This is a genomic window from Pseudomonas sp. Leaf129 (assembly GCF_001423465.1).
GTDB lineage: Bacteria > Pseudomonadota > Gammaproteobacteria > Pseudomonadales > Pseudomonadaceae > Aquipseudomonas > Aquipseudomonas coleopterorum.
On sequence record NZ_LMOC01000001.1, the window covers coordinates 243,951 to 264,037 of the forward strand.

The 20,087-nt window shown below is 65.8% G+C and carries 2 protein-coding genes; both read left to right on the forward strand.

Annotated features, from left to right (window positions below; all coding sequences use genetic code 11):
• Window positions 1-41: 41 nt before the first annotated feature.
• Window positions 42-7,781 carry a non-ribosomal peptide synthetase gene (locus ASF66_RS01220; protein ID WP_056842391.1) on the forward strand — a complete coding sequence of 2,580 codons (7,740 nt, stop codon included), beginning with the start codon at window positions 42-44 and terminating at the stop codon, window positions 7,779-7,781.
• Window positions 7,778-20,086, forward strand: a complete 12,309-nt coding sequence (locus tag ASF66_RS01225; RefSeq protein WP_056842392.1) for a non-ribosomal peptide synthetase — start codon at window positions 7,778-7,780, stop codon at window positions 20,084-20,086. Before ASF66_RS01220 ends, ASF66_RS01225 begins: the two co-directional genes overlap by 4 nt.
• The last annotated feature ends 1 nt before the right edge of the window (window position 20,087 follow it).

The window sequence follows — 20,087 nt, forward strand, 5'->3', positions numbered from 1 at the left end:
CCGGCCCCGGTCGGCCCCCTCTTTTGCGAACTGGATTGACCATGACCGATATCGACCGCGACGAGTTGCTTGCCCTGTTACTGGATGACGAAGGACTGGACGATGCAGCGCCAGCCACACCCAGCGGGCCGGTCCGCCGCACCGAAGATGGACCGGCGCCACTGTCGTTCGCCCAGCGCCGTTTGTGGTTTCTTCAACAATATGACGTACACAGCCCGGCCTATAACTCGGCTCGCGCGCTGCAGATTCAAGGCCAGCCGAATGTCCCGGCCTTGCAGGCCGCCCTGCGCCGACTGATCGAGCGCCATGCCAGCCTGCGCACGCGTTTCGTGCAGGTCGATGGGCAACCTCTGCAGGTCATCGATCCCGAGGTGGAATTTCATCTGGAATGCGTTGACCTGTCTGACGACACAGGGCTGCAAGCCGCCCTGCGCCAACGCGTCGCCGTGCCCTTCGACCTGGGTCGGGCACCGCTGCTGCGCGCCAGTCTGCTGCGCTACCCCGGCGGTGCCGTGTTGCTGTTGTGCCTGCATCACATCGTTGCAGACGCCTGGTCGAACCCGCTGCTGATTGCCGACCTCGGCCAGGCTTATGCCGCTGCCCTGCAAGGCCACGACCGCGCCTTGCCGAAACTGCCGCTGGAGTACGCCGACTACGCGACCTGGCAGCGCAAGTACGTGGCCGGCCAGGCCGGCCGCCAGGCACAGGCCTACTGGCGTGATTATCTGGGCCAGGACGTGCCCGTGCTCGAACTGCCCAGCGACCGACCGCGTCGCGCCGAACCGCGCCTGGAAGCGGCGCGTCATGACCTTCGGCTGCCGGCCAGTACGGCCCAGGCACTGCGAGAATTCTGCCGATTGCAGCAGTGCTCGCCTTTCGTGGTGTTACTGGGCGCCTGGCAAGTGCTGTTGGCGCGCTACAGCGGCCAGCGCGACTTTGCCGTCGGTGTGCCCAACGCTGCGCGCAGTCATGCCCAGGTGCAGAACATCGTCGGTTTCTTCGTCAACACCCAGGTGTACCGCGCACGGCTGGAGCCTGCGCTGACCACGCGCGCGCTGTGCTGCCGTTTGCGCGAGCAAAGCCGTGTCGCGCTGGAGCAATCGGATTTTCCCTTCGAGTGCGTCATGGACGGCCTGAATCTGAGCCGCGATCTGCATCACACGGCGCTGTTCCAGGTGCTGTTCAACTTTCGCCATTCGCGGGATGCCCAGGCGCTGCAACTGCCGGGATTGCAGGTGCAGGTGTTGGACGTGGAGCTGGAGAGTGCGCGTTTCGACCTCACCCTCGATGTCATTGCCAACCCTGACGGCATCGATTGCCGGCTGGAGTACGTCATCGCGCTCTATGACGCTGCGACCATCGCGCGCATGGGCCAGCATCTTGCTCAGCTCGTGCAGGGCATGGTCGCCGCGCCCGATCGGTCGGTGTTCAGCCTGCCGCTGATGGATGTTGCCGAGCTGTACCAATTGAGCGCCTGGAACGCGACCGACAGTGGCTACCCGCAGTATCCGAGCCTGCCTGCGCTGATCGCCGAACAGGTGCGTGCGACGCCCGATGCGTTGGCGTTGGTCCATGGCGATACGCGTTTGAGCTACGCCGAACTGAATGCCCGGGCCAATCAGCTTGCCCATTGGCTGCAAGGGCAGGGCGTCGGGCCGGATGTGCCGGTTGCGGTGTGTGCCGAGCGCTCGGTGGAATTGGTGGTGGCGTTGCTGGGCGTGATCAAGGCGGGCGGCGCCTATCTGCCGCTGGATCCGGAGCACCCGCGCGAGCGCTCGCAGGGCATGCTCGAAGACAGTGGCAGTCCAATGTTGCTGACTCAGAGTGAGTGGGTAGAAAAATGGTCGGGCGAGGCGGGTGTTCCTGTTTATGCACTGGAAGATCTGCCCTTGGGCAGCTTGCCGATGAGCGCGCCGGACGTTCTCATCAGCCCGGAAAACCTCGTCTATTGCCTGTACACCTCGGGCTCCACCGGCAAGCCGAAAGCCGTCGGTAATCGACACGCCGGTCTGCTCAACCGACTGCAATGGATGCAAGCCGAATACGGCCTGACCGCCAGTGACCGAGTATTGCAAAAGACTCCTTACACCTTCGACGTATCGGTATGGGAATTCTTCTGGCCGTTGCTCAGCGGCGCCGCGCTGGTCATGGCACCGCCTGGTGCACACCGCGATCCACAAGCACTGCGCGAGCTGATCGTCGAGCACGGCATCACCACGCTGCACTTCGTACCGTCGATGCTGCAAGCGTTCGTGTCGGCGGGTGAGTTGCCGACGTGCATCTCGCTCAAGCGCATCATCTGCAGCGGCGAAGCCTTGCCGGCGGAGTTGCAGCGCCAGGTGCTGGCGCAGACGTCCAGCGAACTGCATAACTTGTACGGTCCGACCGAAGCGGCCATCGATGTCACGGCCTGGGCCTGCCGCGAAGACGGTCGCAGCGTGCCGATCGGTCGGCCCATCGCCAATACGCAGATCCACATTCTGGATGCCGATCTCAATCCGGTGCCGGTCGGGGTGGCGGGTGAGTTGTATATTGCTGGCATCAACCTGGCGCGTGGTTACCTGGGTCGCCCCGCATTGACCGCCGAGCGCTTCGTCGCCAACCCCTACGGCACCCCCGGCTCGCGCATGTACCGCAGCGGCGACCTGGCGCGCTGGCGCGCGGACGGCACCATCGACTACCTTGGCCGTCTCGATCACCAGGTCAAATTGCGCGGCCTGCGTATCGAGCTGGGCGAGATCGAAGCGGTGCTGCTGGCTCACCCGAACGTACAGGAAAGTGTGGTCATCGCCCCTGACGAGAGACTCATCGGTTACTGGGTAGGCGGCGACACCGATGAAGCCGAACTCAAGACCCATCTAGGCCAGCACGTGCCCGACTACATGGTGCCGTGGCGCCTCGTAAAGCTCGAAGCGATGCCGCTGTCGGCCAACGGCAAGCTGGACCGCAAGCAGCTGCCGACGCCCGAAGGACAGGTAGCCGTCGAGGCCTACATTGCACCGCGCAGCGAGGTCGAACGGGCCTTGGCAACGATCTGGGCCGAGGTCTTGGGCGTCGAACAAGTGGGTGTCGCCGACAACTTCTTCGAACTGGGCGGCGACTCCATTCTGTCCTTGCAGGTGATCAGCCGGGCGCGGCAGGCGGGATGGCAATTGAAGCCACGCGATGTGTTCGAGCATCAACACATCGCTGCCTTGGCAGCCGTCGCGGTGGCCTTGGACCACGCCCGTGTCGATAGCGGCCCGGTGCAGGGCGAGGCGCCGATCACACCGATTCAGGCGCATTTTTTCGCCCAGGCAGTGCCCTTTCCCGGCCACTGGAATCAGGCATTGCTGCTACGGCCGCTGCAAACACTTCAGGCGCAGGCGCTGGACAAGGCGCTGACGGCGCTGTACGCCCATCACGATGCCCTGCGCCTGCACTTTCAGCGTGTCGAAGGCCGCTGGCGCGCACACCACGGGCAGGCTACGGCCTCGCTGCTGCAGTGCCAGAGCCTGGGCGACGCCGGCCCCGAGGTGATCACTGCGCTGTGTGAAGACGCCCAGCGTGGTTTCGATCTGGGTCAGGGTCCGCTGTTCAAGGCCGTGCTCATGGAACCGGGCGACGGCAGCCAGCGGCTGTTGCTGGTCGCCCATCACCTGGTGGTGGATGGGGTGTCCTGGCGCATCCTGCTGGAAGATCTGGCGCGGCTGCACACTCAGGCGCTGGCGGGTTTGCCACTTGAACTGGCTCCGCGCACGGCCAGCTTCAAGGCGTGGGGCGAGTACCTCGTCAATGAGGCGCGACTGGGGGCAAGGGATGTCGAGCGCGACTACTGGCGCGCCTATGCGCAGACCCCGGCCGCTTCGCTGAACGTGCAGCATCCGCACGGCAGTCGTGCCTTGGCTGACACCGCTCAGGTGCGCGTGCAACTCGATGCGGCGCGCACCCAGGCGCTGCTCGGCGCTGCTAATGGTGCTTATCGCACGCGCATCAACGAGCTGCTGTTGACCTCGCTGGCGCAGACGCTGTGCCACTGGAGTGGCCAGTCGGCGGTGGACATCCTCCTGGAAGGTCACGGTCGCACCCCCGACGCCGATGCGGATATGGACCTGAGCCGTAGCGTGGGCTGGTTCACCGCCCTGTACCCACTGCAACTCACGCCCGGCAGTGACGCGCCGGAGCGAGCCATCAAGGCGATCAAGGAACAGCTGCGTGCGGTGCCGGGCGAGGGGCTGGGTCATGGCGTACTGCGCTACCTCGACCGGGGCGAGCTGGCACAGCAACTGGCGGCCCGGACGGCCCCGCAGGTCACCTTCAACTACCTCGGCCAGTTCGATCCGGGTCGTTCGGCCGGTGGCCTGTTCGCCTGGGCCGATGAGCCCCTGGGTGCTTCCCTGGACCCCAGCGCCGAGGCCGACAGCGAATGGGTGGTGACCGGCCAGGTACGTGACGGCTGCCTGCACGTGAGCTGGCGCTACGGCGTCGAGCGTTTCGATACGGTCGTGGTGCAAGCCCTGGCGCAACGGTATCTGGCGACATTGGCCGGTCTGATCGACCATTGCTTGAGCCCTGGGGTCGCGGGCGTCACGCCGGCGGACTTTCCGCTGGCGCAGCTCACGCAGGCGCAATTGGACGCCTTGCCGGTGGCCGCGGCCGACCTTGAGGACCTGTACCCCTTGTCGCCACTGCAGCAGGGTTTGCTTTTTCATGCCCTTCAAGGCGGCACCCGCAGCACCTACGTCAATCAGGTCAGCGTGCCGCTGAGCGACGTGGACGGCCTGCGGTTTGCGGCGGCTTGGGAGCGTGTCACCCGCGAGCACGCGATCCTGCGCGCCGGTTTCGTCTGGGAAGGCGATCTACCGCAGCCGCTGCAATGGATTCATCGCCAGTTGCCTTCGCCGGTGCAGCACCTGGACTGGCGCGCACGCCCTGCGCAGCAGGTGCGTCTGGACCTGGCCGAACTGGCCGACGCCCAGCGCGACCAGGGCTTCGACCTGCGCCAACCGCCGCTGCAACGGCTGTTGCTGGTGCGCCTGGGCGAACGGGATTACCAGCTGATCTGGACCCGCCATCACATCCTTCTCGACGGCTGGGCCACCGCGCGAATGCTCGAAGAAGTGCTCTTGCATTATCGCGGCGAGTCGCCGGTGCCGAGCGCGAGCGCCTATCGCGATTATCTGGCCTGGCTGGCACGTCAGGATGCGCAGGCGAGCGAGGCGTTCTGGACCGACCAGCTGCGTCACCTGGATGCGCCGACGCGATTGGCCGACGCCTTGCCGGCAGTGCCCGAGCAGGCGGGGCACGGTGACCTGCGCCTGCACGTGGACGAGACGACCACCGCGGCACTGGCGGCGTTCGCCCGACGTGAGCGGGTGACCCTCAACACGCTGGTGCAGGGTGCCTGGAGCCTGCTTTTGCAGCGCTACACCGGGCAACGCAGCGTGGCCTTTGGCGCCACCGTGGCCGGCCGCCCAGCCGAGCTGGCCGATGCCGAGCGCATGCTCGGGCTGTTCATCAACACCTTGCCGGTCATTCAGGCGCCCGGCCCGCAGCGTTTGTTGGGCGAGTGGCTGCGCGAGCTGCAATCGCTCAACCTGACACTTCGCGAGCACGAACACACGCCGCTGTTCGATATCCAACGTTGGGCCGGGCAGGGTGGCCAGGCGCTGTTCGACAGCGTGCTGGTGTTCGAAAACTACCCGGTGGACAGCGCCTTGCGCAGCGGCAGTGGCGTGCGGTTCGGCCAGGTCATTTCGCGGGAGACCACCCATTACCCGCTGACCGTGGTGATCCATGCCGGCGATACCCTGAACGTGCAACTGAGCTATCTGCTGAGCGCTTTCGCGGCGGACAGCGTGGCTCGGATCGGCGAGCATTTGCGCAACCTGTTGCTGGCGATGGCTGCCCCGACACTGGACACGGCTTCACTACGCCTGGGCGAGCTGCGCCTGCTCGATGCGGTGCAGCAACGTCAGTTGTCGGACTGGAACGCTACGGATGTCCGGTATCCGTCTTATCCAAGCCTGCCCGCGCTGATTGCCGAACAGGTGCGCGTCACACCCGATGCGCTGGCGTTGGTCCATGGCGACACACGCATGAGCTATGCCGAACTCGATGCCTGCGCCAATCAGCTTGCCCACTGGCTGCAAGGGCAGGGCGTTGGTCCAGATGTGCCGGTTGCCGTCTGTGCCGAGCGTTCGGTGGAGCTGGTGGTGGCGTTGCTGGGTGTGATCAAGGCCGGCGGTGCGTACTTGCCGCTGGACCCGGAGCATCCGCGGGAGCGTTTGCAGGGCATGCTTGAGGACAGTGGCAGTCCGTTGTTGCTGACTCAGAAGCACCTGATGAAAAAATGGCCGGGCGAGGCGGATGTTCCTGTTTATGCGCTCGAAGATCTGCCCCTGGGCGGTTTGCCGATGAGTGCGCCGGACGTTCTTATCAGCCCTGAAAACCTCGTCTACTGCCTGTATACCTCAGGCTCCACCGGCAAGCCGAAAGCCGTTGGCAATCGCCACGCCGGTCTGCTCAACCGACTGCAGTGGATGCAGGCCGAGTACGGCCTGACAGCCCATGATCGAGTGCTGCAAAAGACCCCTTACACCTTCGACGTATCGGTATGGGAATTCTTCTGGCCGCTGCTCAGCGGCGCCGCATTGGTCATGGCACCGCCCGGTGCGCACCGCGATCCGCAAGCGTTGCGCGAGCTGATCGTCGAGCACGGCATCACCACGCTGCACTTCGTGCCGTCGATGCTACAAGCGTTCGTGTCGGCAGGCGAGTTGCCAGCCTGCATCTCGCTCAAGCGCATCATCTGCAGCGGAGAGGCCCTGCCGGCGGAGTTGCAGCGCCAGGTGCTGGCGCAGACCAATAGCGAACTGCATAACCTGTACGGACCGACCGAGGCGGCCATCGACGTCACGGCCTGGGCCTGCCGCGAAGGCAGCAATAGCGTGCCGATTGGTCGGCCCATCGCCAACACGCAGATCCACATCCTCGATGCCGACCTCAATCCTGTACCCGTGGGTGTGGCCGGTGAGTTGTACATCGCCGGCGTCAACCTGGCGCGCGGCTACCTGAGTCGCCCCGCACTGACCGCCGAACGCTTCGTCGCCAACCCCTATGGCGGCCCTGGCTCGCGTATGTACCGCAGCGGCGACCTGGCGCGCTGTCGCGAGGACGGTACCATCGACTACCTCGGCCGTCTCGATCATCAGGTGAAATTGCGCGGCTTGCGTATCGAGCTGGGCGAGATCGAAGCGGTGCTGCTGGCTCACCCGGCGGTGCGCGAATGCGTGGTGGTTGCCGCAGACAACCAACTGCTGGGCTACTGGGTCGGCGACGCCGTTGACGAGGCCGCGCTTAAATTTCACCTCGGCCAGCACGTTCCTGAGTACATGGTGCCGTGGCGACTGCTGCAACTCGAAGCCATGCCGCTGTCGGCCAACGGCAAGCTGGATCGCAAGCGCCTTCCGCAGATCGAGGCTCAGGCCGCCAAGGGGCATGTCGAACCGCGCACTGCCGCCGAACGCGACCTGGCAAGGATCTGGTCCGAAGTGTTGGGCGTGGCGCGGGTCGGGGTGACGGATGACTTTTTCGAACTGGGCGGGCATTCGCTGCTCGCGACCCGTCTGGCTTCGCAGATCCGCCACCAATTGGGCGTACAGATTCATCTCGGCGCGGTGTTCGACACACCCACCGTCGAGGCACTCGCTCGGCACCTGGAGCACATTCCGGCGCACGCCCCCGAAGAGGAGGTGGACGCCATGACCCAATTGCTGAACGAACTGGAGCGCATCGAATGAACGACCTGAGCCAACCCCACGGCCCGAGCCTGCGTGACGATCCGTTGCGCCCGTTGGCGGAACGGTTCAACGCGCTTCCAGCGCAAAAGCAGCGGATATTTCTGCAGCAACTGCGCGCAAAAGGCATCGACGCCCGTCGCTTGCCGATCGTCCCGGCACCTCCCGAGGCGCAATCACCGTTGTCCTACAGTCAGAAGCGGCTATGGCTGCTCTGGCAGTTGGAGCCGACGGCGAGCGCCTATCACATCACCGGTGGCCTGCGACTGTCCGGCGAGCTGAACGAGGCCGCTTTGCAGGCGGCGATTGCCGACATCGTGGCCCGACACGCGGTGCTGCGCAGCGACTTCCCCACTCAGGACGGCGAACCGGTGGTGCGCGTGCACGACGTCGATGCCTGCACCGTGACGCTGAGCCGCGAAGACCTCAGCGACGTATCGGTGTCGGCCCGCGATGCGGCGTTGGCGCGTCTGGCGCAAGAGCAGGCCACACGACCGTTCGACCTGACCCAAGGCCCCTTGCTGCGTTTGTGCCTGGTGCGTTGCGAGGCCGAGCGGCATGCCTTGCTGGTCACCTTGCACCACATCGTTGCCGATGGCGTCTCGGTCGAGCTCTTCGTCGAAGAGTTGGCCAGCGGCTACGCCCGCCGTCTGCGGGGCGATGCCGATGCCTTGCCCAGCCTCGAGATTCAGTACAGCGACTACGCCCGTTGGCAGCGCCTGTGGCTGGAAGCGGGTGAGGGCGAGCAGCAGCTGACGTACTGGTGCGAGCGCCTGGGCACCGAGGAACCGGTGCTGGAGTTGCCGGTGGATCATCTGCGGCCCGGCTTGCCCAGCTACCGCGGCGCCCGGGTCGGCAAAGCCTTGCCCGACGCCCTCAGCCAGCGCCTGCGCCAGTTCGCCCGCGCCCAGCACGCCACGCCGTTCATGGTCCTGCTGGCGGCGTACGGGGTATGGCTCGGCCGGCTGTGTGGTCAGTCGCAGTTGCGTATCGGCATTCCGGTGGCCAATCGCACGTCCCCAGCCACCCAGGGTTTGATGGGCTGTTTCGTCAATACTCAGGTCTGGCCGCTGCAGGTGGCGCGGCAAGCGTCTTTCGTCGACCAGCTCAAGGCCGTGCGTGAACAGGCGTTGCAGGCTCAGGCTCACCAGGACGTGCCCTTCGAACACCTGGTCGAGGCGCTGCAACCGGCGCGCAGCCTGGGCCGCAACCCGTTGTTTCAGGTGCTGTTCAACCACTTGCAACGTGGCGACCGTGAGGTGGAGGCGGGCGGCCTGGTGTTCGAGCGGCTGGAGCAGACGGCCCAGACCGCTCAGCTGGACCTGGCCCTGACCACCGAAGAAAACCCCCAAGGCCAGATTACCGCGACCTTCAGCTACGCCACCGACCTGCTTGAGGCTGCCACCGTGCAGGCGTGGCACGCGCACTTCGTGCACCTGCTCGAACAGGTGCTCGAACAGCCCGAGCGCGCGCTGCATGAACTGGCGCCGCTGACACCGGCCGAGCAGGCGCAATTGACCGCTTGGAACGCGACCCTAGAAGACTATCCATCCTACGCGAGCCTGCCTGCGCTGATTGCCGAGCAGGTGCGCGCCACACCCGATGCGCTGGCGTTGGTCCATGGCGACACGCGTTTGAGCTATGCCAAGCTGGATGCCCGCGCCAATCAGCTTGCCCATTGGCTGCAAGCTCAAGGTGTTGGGCCGGATGTGCCGGTTGCGGTGTGTGCAGAGCGCTCGGTGGAGTTGGTGGTGGCGTTGCTGGGTGTGATCAAGGCAGGCGGTGCGTATCTGCCGTTGGACCCGGAGCATCCGCAGGAGCGGCTGCAGGGCATGCTCGAAGACAGTGGCAGTCCGTTGTTGCTGACTCAGAAGCACCTGATGGACGCCTGGGCACGCGTACCGGTTTATGCACTTGAGCTTCTGCCGCTTGGCGGCCAACCCACGAATGCGCCGAACGTCGTCATCGGCCCGGAAAACCTCGTCTACTGCCTGTACACCTCAGGCTCCACCGGTAAACCCAAAGCCGTTGGCAATCGCCACGCCGGTCTGCTCAATCGACTGCAATGGATGCAGGCCGAATACGGCCTCACCGCCCATGATCGGGTGTTGCAGAAAACCCCGTACACCTTCGACGTATCGGTATGGGAATTCTTCTGGCCGCTGCTCAGCGGTGCCGCGCTGGTCATGGCGCTGCCCGGTGCGCACCGAGACCCGCAAGCGTTGCGTGAGCTGATCGTCGAGCACGGCATCACCACGCTGCACTTCGTACCGTCGATGCTGCAAGCGTTCGTGTCGGCAGGCGAGTTGCCGGCCTGCACCTCGCTCAAGCGCATCATCTGCAGCGGCGAAGCCCTTCCGGCCGAGTTGCAGCGCCAAGTGCTGGCGCAGACCAATAGCGAACTGCATAACCTGTACGGACCGACCGAAGCGGCGATCGACGTCACCGCTTGGGCCTGTCGTGAAGACGGCAGCAGCGTGCCGATCGGCTGTCCCATCGCCAACACGCAGATCCACATCCTCGATGCCGATCTCAATCCGGTACCCGTGGGTGTGGCCGGTGAGTTGTACATCGCCGGCGTCAACCTGGCGCGTGGTTATCTGGGCCGCCCTGCGCTGACTGCCGAGCGCTTCGTCGCCAACCCCTACGGCACCCCCGGCTCGCGCCTGTACCGCAGCGGCGACCTGGCGCGCTGGCGTGCGGACGGCGCCATCGACTACCTCGGTCGTCTTGATCACCAAGTCAAATTGCGCGGGCTGCGTATCGAACTGGGCGAGATCGAAGCGGTGCTGTTGGCTCACCCGAACGTACAGGAAAGCGTGGTCGTTGCCCGTGATGAAAGACTGATCGGTTACTGGGTGGGGGACGCGATCGATGAAGCCGAACTCAAGACCCATCTAGGCCAGCACGTGCCCGACTACATGGTGCCGTGGCGCCTCGTACCGCTCGAAGCCATGCCGCTGTCGGCCAACGGCAAGCTCGATCGCAAGCAATTGCCAGCGCCCGAGGGGCAGGTCGCCGTCGAGGCCTACGTCGCACCGCGCAGCGAGGTCGAACGGGCCTTGGCGTCGATCTGGGCCGAGGTCTTGGGCGTCGAACAGGTGGGTGTCGCCGACAACTTTTTCGAACTGGGCGGTGACTCCATTCTGTCCTTGCAGGTGATCAGTCGGGCGCGACAGGCAGGGTGGCAGCTGAGCCCGCGAGATCTGTTCCTGCACCCGACCCTCGCCGCGCTGGCGCAGGCCGCACGTAGCGCCCGCCAGTGTGCCGAGCGGGTGCCGACCGTGGCCCGCGGGCCGGCGCCGCTGACGCCGATCCAGCACTACTTCTTCAGCCAGGACATTGCCCAGCCTCAGCACTGGAACCAGTCGGCATTGCTGCGCCCATTGCAGGCCTTGCAGGCCGAGCCACTGCGCGCCAGCCTGGCGGCTCTGGCCGAGCACCACGCCAGCCTGCGTCTGCGTTACCACCAGGGTGCCGACGGCACCTGGCAGCAACGCTACACCGCGTTCACCCGCGACGACCTGCTGGTGGAAATCGATGCCCCGGACGCCGAAACCTTGCTTCACGAGGCCGAGCGCCTGCAAGCCAGCCTCGACCTGAACGAGGGGCCCGTATTGCGCGCCGCGTTGCTGGCGTTGAGCGACGGCAGCCAACGGTTGTTGATCGTGATTCACCACCTGGTGGTGGATGGTGTGTCCTGGCGCGTGCTGGTGGAGGACTTGCAGCACGCCTATCGGCAACACAGCGCCGGTCGAGTGGTGACGCTGGCGCCGGTGGGTGCCAGCTTCGGGCAATGGGGCGAACGGCTGCTGGCCTTCGCGCAAAGCCCGGCGCTGCTCGCTGAACTGGAATACTGGCACGCGCAGACACAAGGGCAACCGACTCAGGCCCTGGGTCGCGAAGGCCAGGCCGTGGAACACCGGCTGCGCCTGCCGGCCGAGCTGACCCGCCGCCTGCACAAGGAAGCACCGGGCGCCTACCGCACGCGTCTGGATGAACTGCTGCTGGTGGCCCTGGCCCGCGTGCTGTGCCGACACAGCGGCCAGACCTCGCTGAGCGTGGCCCTCGAAAGCCATGGCCGTGACGCCTTGCCCGCGCCCTACAGCGACGGCCTGGACATCGAGCGCAGCGTCGGTTGGTTCACCAGCCTGTACCCGGTGCGCCTGAGTCCGGGCCTGGGCGATCTGGGCACGGCCATCAAGGCGGTCAAGGAACAACTGCGCCAGGTGCCGAACAAGGGCATCGGCTACGGCGTGCTGCGTTATATGGGCCCGTCGTCCGCCCAGGCATCGCTCGCCGAGCAGGCCCCGCCACAGGTGATGTTCAACTATTTGGGCCAATACGACACCGGCTTCGATGCTCAGCGTCTGTTCACCCTGGCCAGTGAACCGCAGGGCCGGCAGCGCGACGACCAGGCGCCGCTCAGCCATGCATTGACCGTCAATGCACGCCTGGTGGAAGGCCAACTGCACTTCGACGCCCGGGCCGATGCAAGTCATTACAGCCCCTCGCAACTGGAGTGTCTGCTGGACGACCTGCGCGCCGAACTGAGCCTGCTCGCCGCCCACTGCCTGGCCCCGGCGAACGCGGCGCTGACACCTGCCGACGTACCGCTGGCCGGACTGACCCAGGCCCAACTCGACGCCTTGCTTCTGACCGCACGCGACGTGGAAGACCTCTATCCGCTGTCGCCGCTGCAGCAAGGCCTGCTGTTCCACAGCCTGCAAGGCGATGCCCAGGCGGCCTACGTCAATCAGATCGATGTGGTGCTCGAAGGGCTGGATCTGCAGCGGTTCCTGCAGGCCTGGGACAGTACCGTGCAGCAGCACGCCACCTTGCGCAGCGTGTTCCTCGGCCAGGGCGAACTGCAGGTGCCGCTGCAGGCCGTTCTGCGCCGCTGCCCGGCCGTGGCTCAGGTGCACGATGCCCGTGGGCTCAGCCAGCAGGCGCTGGACGACTGGGCGGCTGCAGAGCGCTCGAAAGGGTTCGACCTCACCTGCCTGCCGCTGCAACGGGTGCAGTTGTTGCAACTGGACGCCAACCGTTGCCGCATGATCTGGACCTTCCACCACATTCTGCTGGATGGCTGGAGCAGTGCGCGCCTGATCGGCGAGGTGCTGCAACGTTACGCGGGCGAGCAGCCGCTTGCGCCGCGCAGCCAGTATCGCGACTACATCGCCTGGTTGGGTACCCGCGACAGCGAGGCTGCGCAAGCGTACTGGCAGGCGCGCCTGGCTGCGCTGGACGGACCGACGCTGCTCGCTCAAAGCCTGCCGGCCCAGGACACTCAAGGTCTGAGCGATGCAACCGGTCATGGGGTGATCCGCAGCGGCCTGTCGGCCCAGGACACCCAGCGCCTGCGCCAATTCGCCCGTCGCCAGCGGGTGACCCTCAACACCCTGGTGCAGGGCGCCTGGATTCTCTTGCTGCAAACCTACACCGGGCAGGCGCAGGTGGCGTTCGGCACGACCGTATCGGGCCGGCCCACGGCGCTCGACGATGCCGAGTCGGTGGTGGGGCTGTTCATCAATACCGTTCCGGTGATCGGCAGTGTCGAGCCGGGCGAAAAAGTAGGTGAATGGCTGCGCGAGCTGCAAGCCCGCAGCGCCGACGCGGGGGAGTACGAACACACGCCACTGGCGGACATTCTGCGTTGGGCAGGGTTGAGCGGGCAAAGCCTGTTCGACAGCCTGCTGGTGTTCGAAAACTACCCTGTCGACCACGCCATGCGCCAGCGCAGCGGCGTGCGTATCGAAGCATCGAGCACGCGTGAAGCCACCCATTATCCGTTGTCCGTGGCGATCTTCGCCGGTGAGACGCTGGACATCACCTTCGGCTACCGCCGCGATGCGTTTGCCGCGGTCCGCATCGAGGCGCTGGTGCAGCACCTCAACAGCCTGCTGCTCGGCCTGATCGCAGACGCCCAGCAGCCGCTGGCGGCAATCAGCCCGCTCGACAGCCGCGAATACCGCCAGGTCATGGCCTGGGGCACCTCGGACTACGCGCCGCACGCGTTCCTCAGTGTGCCGCAGCGCATTGCCGCCCATGCCGCTGCCGATCCGCAGCGCGTCGCCTTGATCTGCGCCGGTGAGACCCTCACCCGCGGTGAACTGGAGCGGCAGGCCAACCGTCTGGCCCATGCCCTGATTGCCCGCGGCATCGGTGCGGAAATGCGCGTCGGCGTGGCGCTGCAGCGCTCCAATCGGCTGCTGGTGGCGTTGCTCGCCGTGGCCAAGGCCGGTGCCGCCTTCGTGCCGCTGGCGTTGGATTACCCCCGCGAACGTCTGGGGTATGTGCTGCAGGACAGTGGCATGAGCCTGCTGATCACCGAGCAGCTGGCGCTCGAGAGATTGCCTAAAACGCCGGGACTGCCGCTGCTGGACCTCGACCGCGAGGCGCTCGACGACTACAGCGAGCACGCCCCCGAGGTCGATGTGCAGGCGCAGAACCTCGCCTACCTGATCTACACCTCCGGTTCCAGCGGCACGCCCAAAGGGGTTGCGGTCGCTCATGGTCCGCTGGCCATGCATTGCGCTGCCACCGCGCCGTTGTACGACATGAGCGAGGCCTCCCGCGAATTCCACTTCATCTCATTCGCGTTCGACGGCGCCCATGAGCGCTGGATGACTGCCCTGACCTGTGGCGCCAGCCTGGTGCTGCGCGACGAAGAACTGTGGTCGGCGGCGCGCACCCTGCAGACCTTGGCCGAACAGCAGGTCACCAACGCCGGCTTCCCGCCGGTGTACCTGACGCAGCTCGCCGCCGAAGCCCAGGCGCAGCGGCAGGCGCCGGCGCTGGACCTGTATTCCTTCGGTGGCGAAGCCATGCCCCAGGCCAACTTCGAACGCATTCGCCAGACCCTGGCGCCGCGCACCTTGATCAACGGCTACGGGCCCACCGAAACCGTGGTCACGCCGCTGGTATGGAAGGTCGCTGCGAGCCAGGTCTGCCGGTCGGCCTACGCGCCCATCGGTCGACCGGTGGGTGATCGTCGTGCCTACATTCTCGACGCGCGCCTGCAACCGGTGCCGGCCGGGGTCAGCGGCGAGCTGTACCTGGGCGGCAGCGGCCTGGCCCGTGAGTACCATGACCGACCGGCGCTCAGCGCCGAGCGCTTCGTGCCGGATCCGTTCGGCGCACCCGGTGCGCGCATGTACCGCACCGGCGACCGCGTGCTGTGGGGCGTTGACGGGGTCATCGAATACGTGGGTCGCATCGACCAGCAGATCAAGATTCGCGGCTATCGCATCGAGCCCGGCGAGGTCGAGGCATGCATTCAGCAGCACCCCGAGGTCGAGAGCTGCGTGGTGCTGGCCCGGCCTTCACCGTCCGGTGTGCGGCTGGTCGCCTATGGCGTAGCCGCGTCGACGGCAGATGAATCGACTCTGGAATCTCGGGTCAAGCAGGCGCTGGCCGAGCAGTTGCCGGACTACATGATCCCGTCCCGCTTGCTGTGGTTGCCGCAATTGCCGGTAACGCCCAACGGCAAGCTCGACCGGGCTGCGCTGCCGATTCCGGACTGGCACGAGCAGAGTGGCGATTTCCTTGCACCCCAAGGGGAAGTAGAGATCGTGCTGGCTGGGCTCTGGCAACAGCTGCTGGGGGTGGAGCGAGTGGGCGCGAACGAAAACTTCTTCGAACTGGGCGGCGACTCCATCGTGTCCCTGCAACTGGTTGGCCGGGCGCGTCTGGCCGGTGTGCTGCTGACGCCCAGGCAGGTGTTCGAACAGCAGACCGTTCGGGCCTTGGCCCAGGTTGCCAAGCGCCAGGCAAATGTTGTCCAGGCGCAGGGGCCGGTCACCGGTGCAGCGACCTTGACGCCGATCCAGGCGTGGTTTTTCGAAAGCCCGATCAGCGCGCGGCAGCACTGGAACCAGTCCGTCCTGCTGCAGCCGACCGAACCCTTGGACGCCACGCTGCTCGAACCGGCCCTGCAGACTTTGGTGACCCACCACGACGCCTTGCGCCTGCGTTTCGTCGAGGACGACGACGGGCACTGGCAGCAGTCTTACGCCGAAACGGCCACAGTGCCGCTGGACCAGTTGCAGGTCACCGACAGCGCGCAAATGACCCAGGCGTGCAGCCGCAGCCAAGCCCTGCTGAATCTGAGCGAAGGCCCGCTGCTGCGCGCGCTGCTGCTCGACACGGCGCAGGGGCAGCACCTGTTGCTGGTGGCTCACCACCTGGTGGTGGACGGTGTGTCGTGGCGCATCCTGCTCGATGATCTGCAACGTGTGTATGAACAGTTGCAGGCGGGCCAGACGCCGACCCTTGGGCACAAGACCAGTGCGTTCCAGCGCTGGGGCGAAGTGCTCCTGAAGCAGGCGCCCGCGCGCCTGGCGGAGCTGGATTTCTGGCGCGCTACGGTTGCGGCCGGGGCCGTCAGCCTGCCGCTGCTGGACGCTGCGGGCAGCCGCCGTCGTGACCAGGTCCGCGAGTGTCAGGTGCGCCTGGCCGAGCCCCTCACGCGTCAGTTGCTGACCCAGGCGCCGCAGGCCTATCGCAGCCGCGTCGATGATCTGCTGCTCACCGCGCTGGCCCGTGTGGTCTTGCGCGCCACCGGCGGTCAGAGTTTGCTGATCGCCCTGGAAGGCCATGGTCGCGAGGTCCCGGCGCAATACAGCGATGTCGACCTGAGCCGCAGCGTCGGCTGGTTCACCAGTGTCTACCCGGTGCGCCTGCACACCGACCCGGGAGCGGACGCCGGCGTGGCGATTCGCGGCATCAAGGAACAGCTGCGCCAGGTCCCCGATCACGGTATGGGCTACGGCATCCTGCGCTACCTGGGCGAGCCGCAGGTGCGCGCCGAACTGGCTGCCGGGTCGCAACCCTCGATCACCTTCAACTACCTTGGCCAGACCGATCTGGGCATGGAGGGCCAGGGCTTGTTCCGCCTTGCCCGCGAGCGTGGCGGCGATGATCAGGCGCCCGATGCGCCGCTGGGCAATGAGCTGGTCATCAACGCCCAGGTGCGCCAGGGTGAGCTGCACATGAACTGGCAGTACAGCGGCGCGCGGCTCGCCTCGGCTTGGGTCGAGCCTTTGGCCCAAGCCTGGTGCGACGAGTTGCAGCAGCTCATCGAACATTGCCTGCAGCCCGACGCACAGCGTTTCACGCCTTCGGACTTCGCCTTGGCCGGGCTGGATCAAGCGACGCTGGATGGCCTGCAACTGCCCGCCGATACCGAAGCGCTGTATCCGCTGTCGCCGTTGCAGCAGGGCATGCTCTTCCATACCTTGCAATCGCCCGATGAAAGCCATTACCTCAACCAACTGAGCCTGGCCATCGACGGCCTGGATGCAGCGCGCTTCCAACAGGCTTGGGATGCCACCGTCGCTCGTCACGACGTGCTGCGCACCGCGTTCCTCTGGGAAGGGTTGAGCCAGCCCTTGCAAGCCGTGCGGCGCAGCGTGCCGTCGGTGGTGCGCCTGCTCGACTGGCGTGACCGGAGCCAGGGCGACGGTGCGGTCGAGGCGTTGGCGAACGAGGAGCGTGACCAAGGCTTCGATCTGGCGCAGGCGCCCCTGCTTCGCGTGCTGCTGGTGCGCCTGGACGAGCAACGCTACCAGTTGATTCTCACCAGCCATCACCTGTTGCTCGACGGCTGGAGTTCGTCGCGGCTGATTGCCGAGGTTTTGCAGCACTATCGCGGCACGCCGCCTGCCGAACCGGCCGGACGTTTCGTCGACTACGTGCAATGGCTGCAGCAACGCGATCTGGCCGAGCGCGAACGGTTCTGGCGTGAACGCCTGGTCGATCTGAACGAGCCGACCTTGCTCGCCAGCACGGTGAGCGGCGCGGGCGAGGGCGTGGGTCACCGCCAGCACCTCTGGCAATGCGATGCGGCGACGACCGCACGCCTGAGCGCCATCGCCCGCCGCGAGCGGGTCACCTTGAACACCTTGGTGCAAGGTGCCTGGAGCCTGTTGCTGCAGCGCTACAGCGGGCAGGCTACGGTGGCGTTCGGCGCAACGGTGGCCGGTCGCCCGGCGCAGTTGCCCGAGTCTGAACGCACGCTGGGCCTGTTTATCAACACATTGCCGGTGATTCAGACGCCGCCCCCTCGGCAGCCGCTGGGCGACTGGCTGCGGCAGTTGCAGGGCTTGAACAGTGCGCTGCGTGAACATGAACACACACCGCTGTTCGAGATCCAGGGTTGGGCCGGGCAAGGTGGCCAGGCGTTGTTCGATACGCTGCTGGTGTTCGAAAACTATCCGGTGGAACAGGCCCTCGGTGAGGCCAGCGGTTTGCGCTTCTCGCCCGTGCAGCGCCACGAAACCACCCATTACCCGCTGACTCTGGTGATCCACGCGGGCGCGCAGTTGCAGATCGAGTTCAGCTACCGCCAGGACGCGTTCATCGAAGCCGATGTCCTGCGCTTCAGCGAACACCTGGCCGGGCTGTTGGCCCAGTTCGAGGACAGCCAGCGTCCGCTGGCCAGCCTGACCTTGCTGAGCCCTGCCGAGGTCCAGCAGATCGAAGCGTGGAACGCGACCGATAGCGGGTATCCGCTGTATCCAAGCCTGTCGGCGTTGATCGCCGAACAGGTGCGTGCCACACCCGATGCATTGGCGTTGGTCAATGGCGACACGCGTTTGAGCTATGCCGAACTCGATGCCCGCGCCAATCAGCTTGCTCATTGGCTGCAAGCTCAAGGCGTTGGTCCGGATGTGCCGGTCGCCGTCTGTGCCGAGCGTTCGGTTGAGTTGGTGGTGGCGTTGCTGGGTGTGATCAAGGCGGGCGGTGCGTATCTGCCGCTGGACCCGGAGCACCCGCGGGAGCGGCTGCAGGGCATGCTCGAAGACAGTGGCAGTCCGTTGTTGCTGACTCAGAGTCATCTGTTGAACACATGGTCGGGCGAAGTCAGGGGGCCGGTGCACGCGTTGGAGCGCCTCCAGCTGGACGCACAATTGACCACCTCGCCGAACGTCGTCATCAGCCCGGAAAACCTCGTCTACTGCCTCTACACCTCCGGCTCCACCGGCAAGCCCAAGGCCGTTGGCAATCGCCACGCCGGTCTGCTCAACCGACTGCAATGGATGCAAGCCGAATACGGTCTTACCGTCCATGACCGGGTGCTACAGAAAACCCCGTACACCTTCGACGTATCGGTATGGGAATTCTTCTGGCCGCTGCTCAGCGGCGCCGCATTGGTCATGGCACCGCCCGGTGCGCACCGTGATCCGCAAGCGCTGCGCGAGCTGATCGTCGAGCACGGCATCACCACGCTGCACTTCGTGCCGTCGATGCTGCAAGCGTTCGTGTCGGCAGGCGAGTTGCCTGCCTGCATCTCGCTCAAGCGCATCATCTGCAGCGGCGAAGCCCTGCCGGCCGAATTGCAGCGCCAGGTGCTGGCGCAGACGTCCAGCGAACTGCATAACCTGTACGGACCGACCGAAGCGGCGATCGACGTCACCGCTTGGGCCTGCCGCGACGACGGTGGCAGCGTGCCGATCGGTCGGCCCATCGCCAACACGCAGATCCACATCCTCGATGCCGATCTCAATCCGGTACCCGTGGGTGTGGCCGGTGAGTTGTACATCGCCGGCATCAACCTGGCGCGTGGCTATCTGGGCCGCCCCGCGCTGACCGCCGAACGCTTCGTAGCCAACCCCTACGGCGCGCCTGGCTCACGCATGTACCGCAGCGGCGACCTGGCGCGCTGGCGCGCGGACGGCGCCATAGACTACCTCGGCCGTCTCGATCACCAGGTGAAATTGCGTGGCCTGCGTATCGAGCTAGGTGAGATCGAAGCGGTGCTGCTGGCTCACCCGGCGGTGCGCGAATGCGTGGTGGTTGCCGCAGACAACCAACTACTGGGCTACTGGGTCGGCGACGCCGCCGACGAGGCTGCGCTTAAATTTCACCTCGGCCAGCACGTTCCTGAGTACATGGTGCCGTGGCGCCTGCTGCAACTCGAAGCGATGCCGCTGTCGGCCAACGGCAAGCTGGATCGCAAGCGCCTCCCACAGCCCGAAGGGCAGGGCAGCTCCAGTGCCCATGTCCCGCCGAACACCGATGCAGAGCACGCCCTCGTGGCGATCTGGGCCGAGGTCTTGGGTCTGGAACAGATCGGTGTCACCGACAGTTTCTTCGAGCTGGGCGGGCATTCGCTGAGCGTCATGCAGGTGCGCGCCCAGTTACAGCAGCGTCACGGCTGTCACCTACCGATCAACGCTTTCTTCGATCACGTCACCGTGCAGAAGTTGGCCCGGCAACTGCCCAGCGACGTGTTCGCCGCAGCCGCCGATCACCGCGAGCGGCTGAATGACATGGCCCGCTGGCTGGATGAATTCGAGGTTTGAG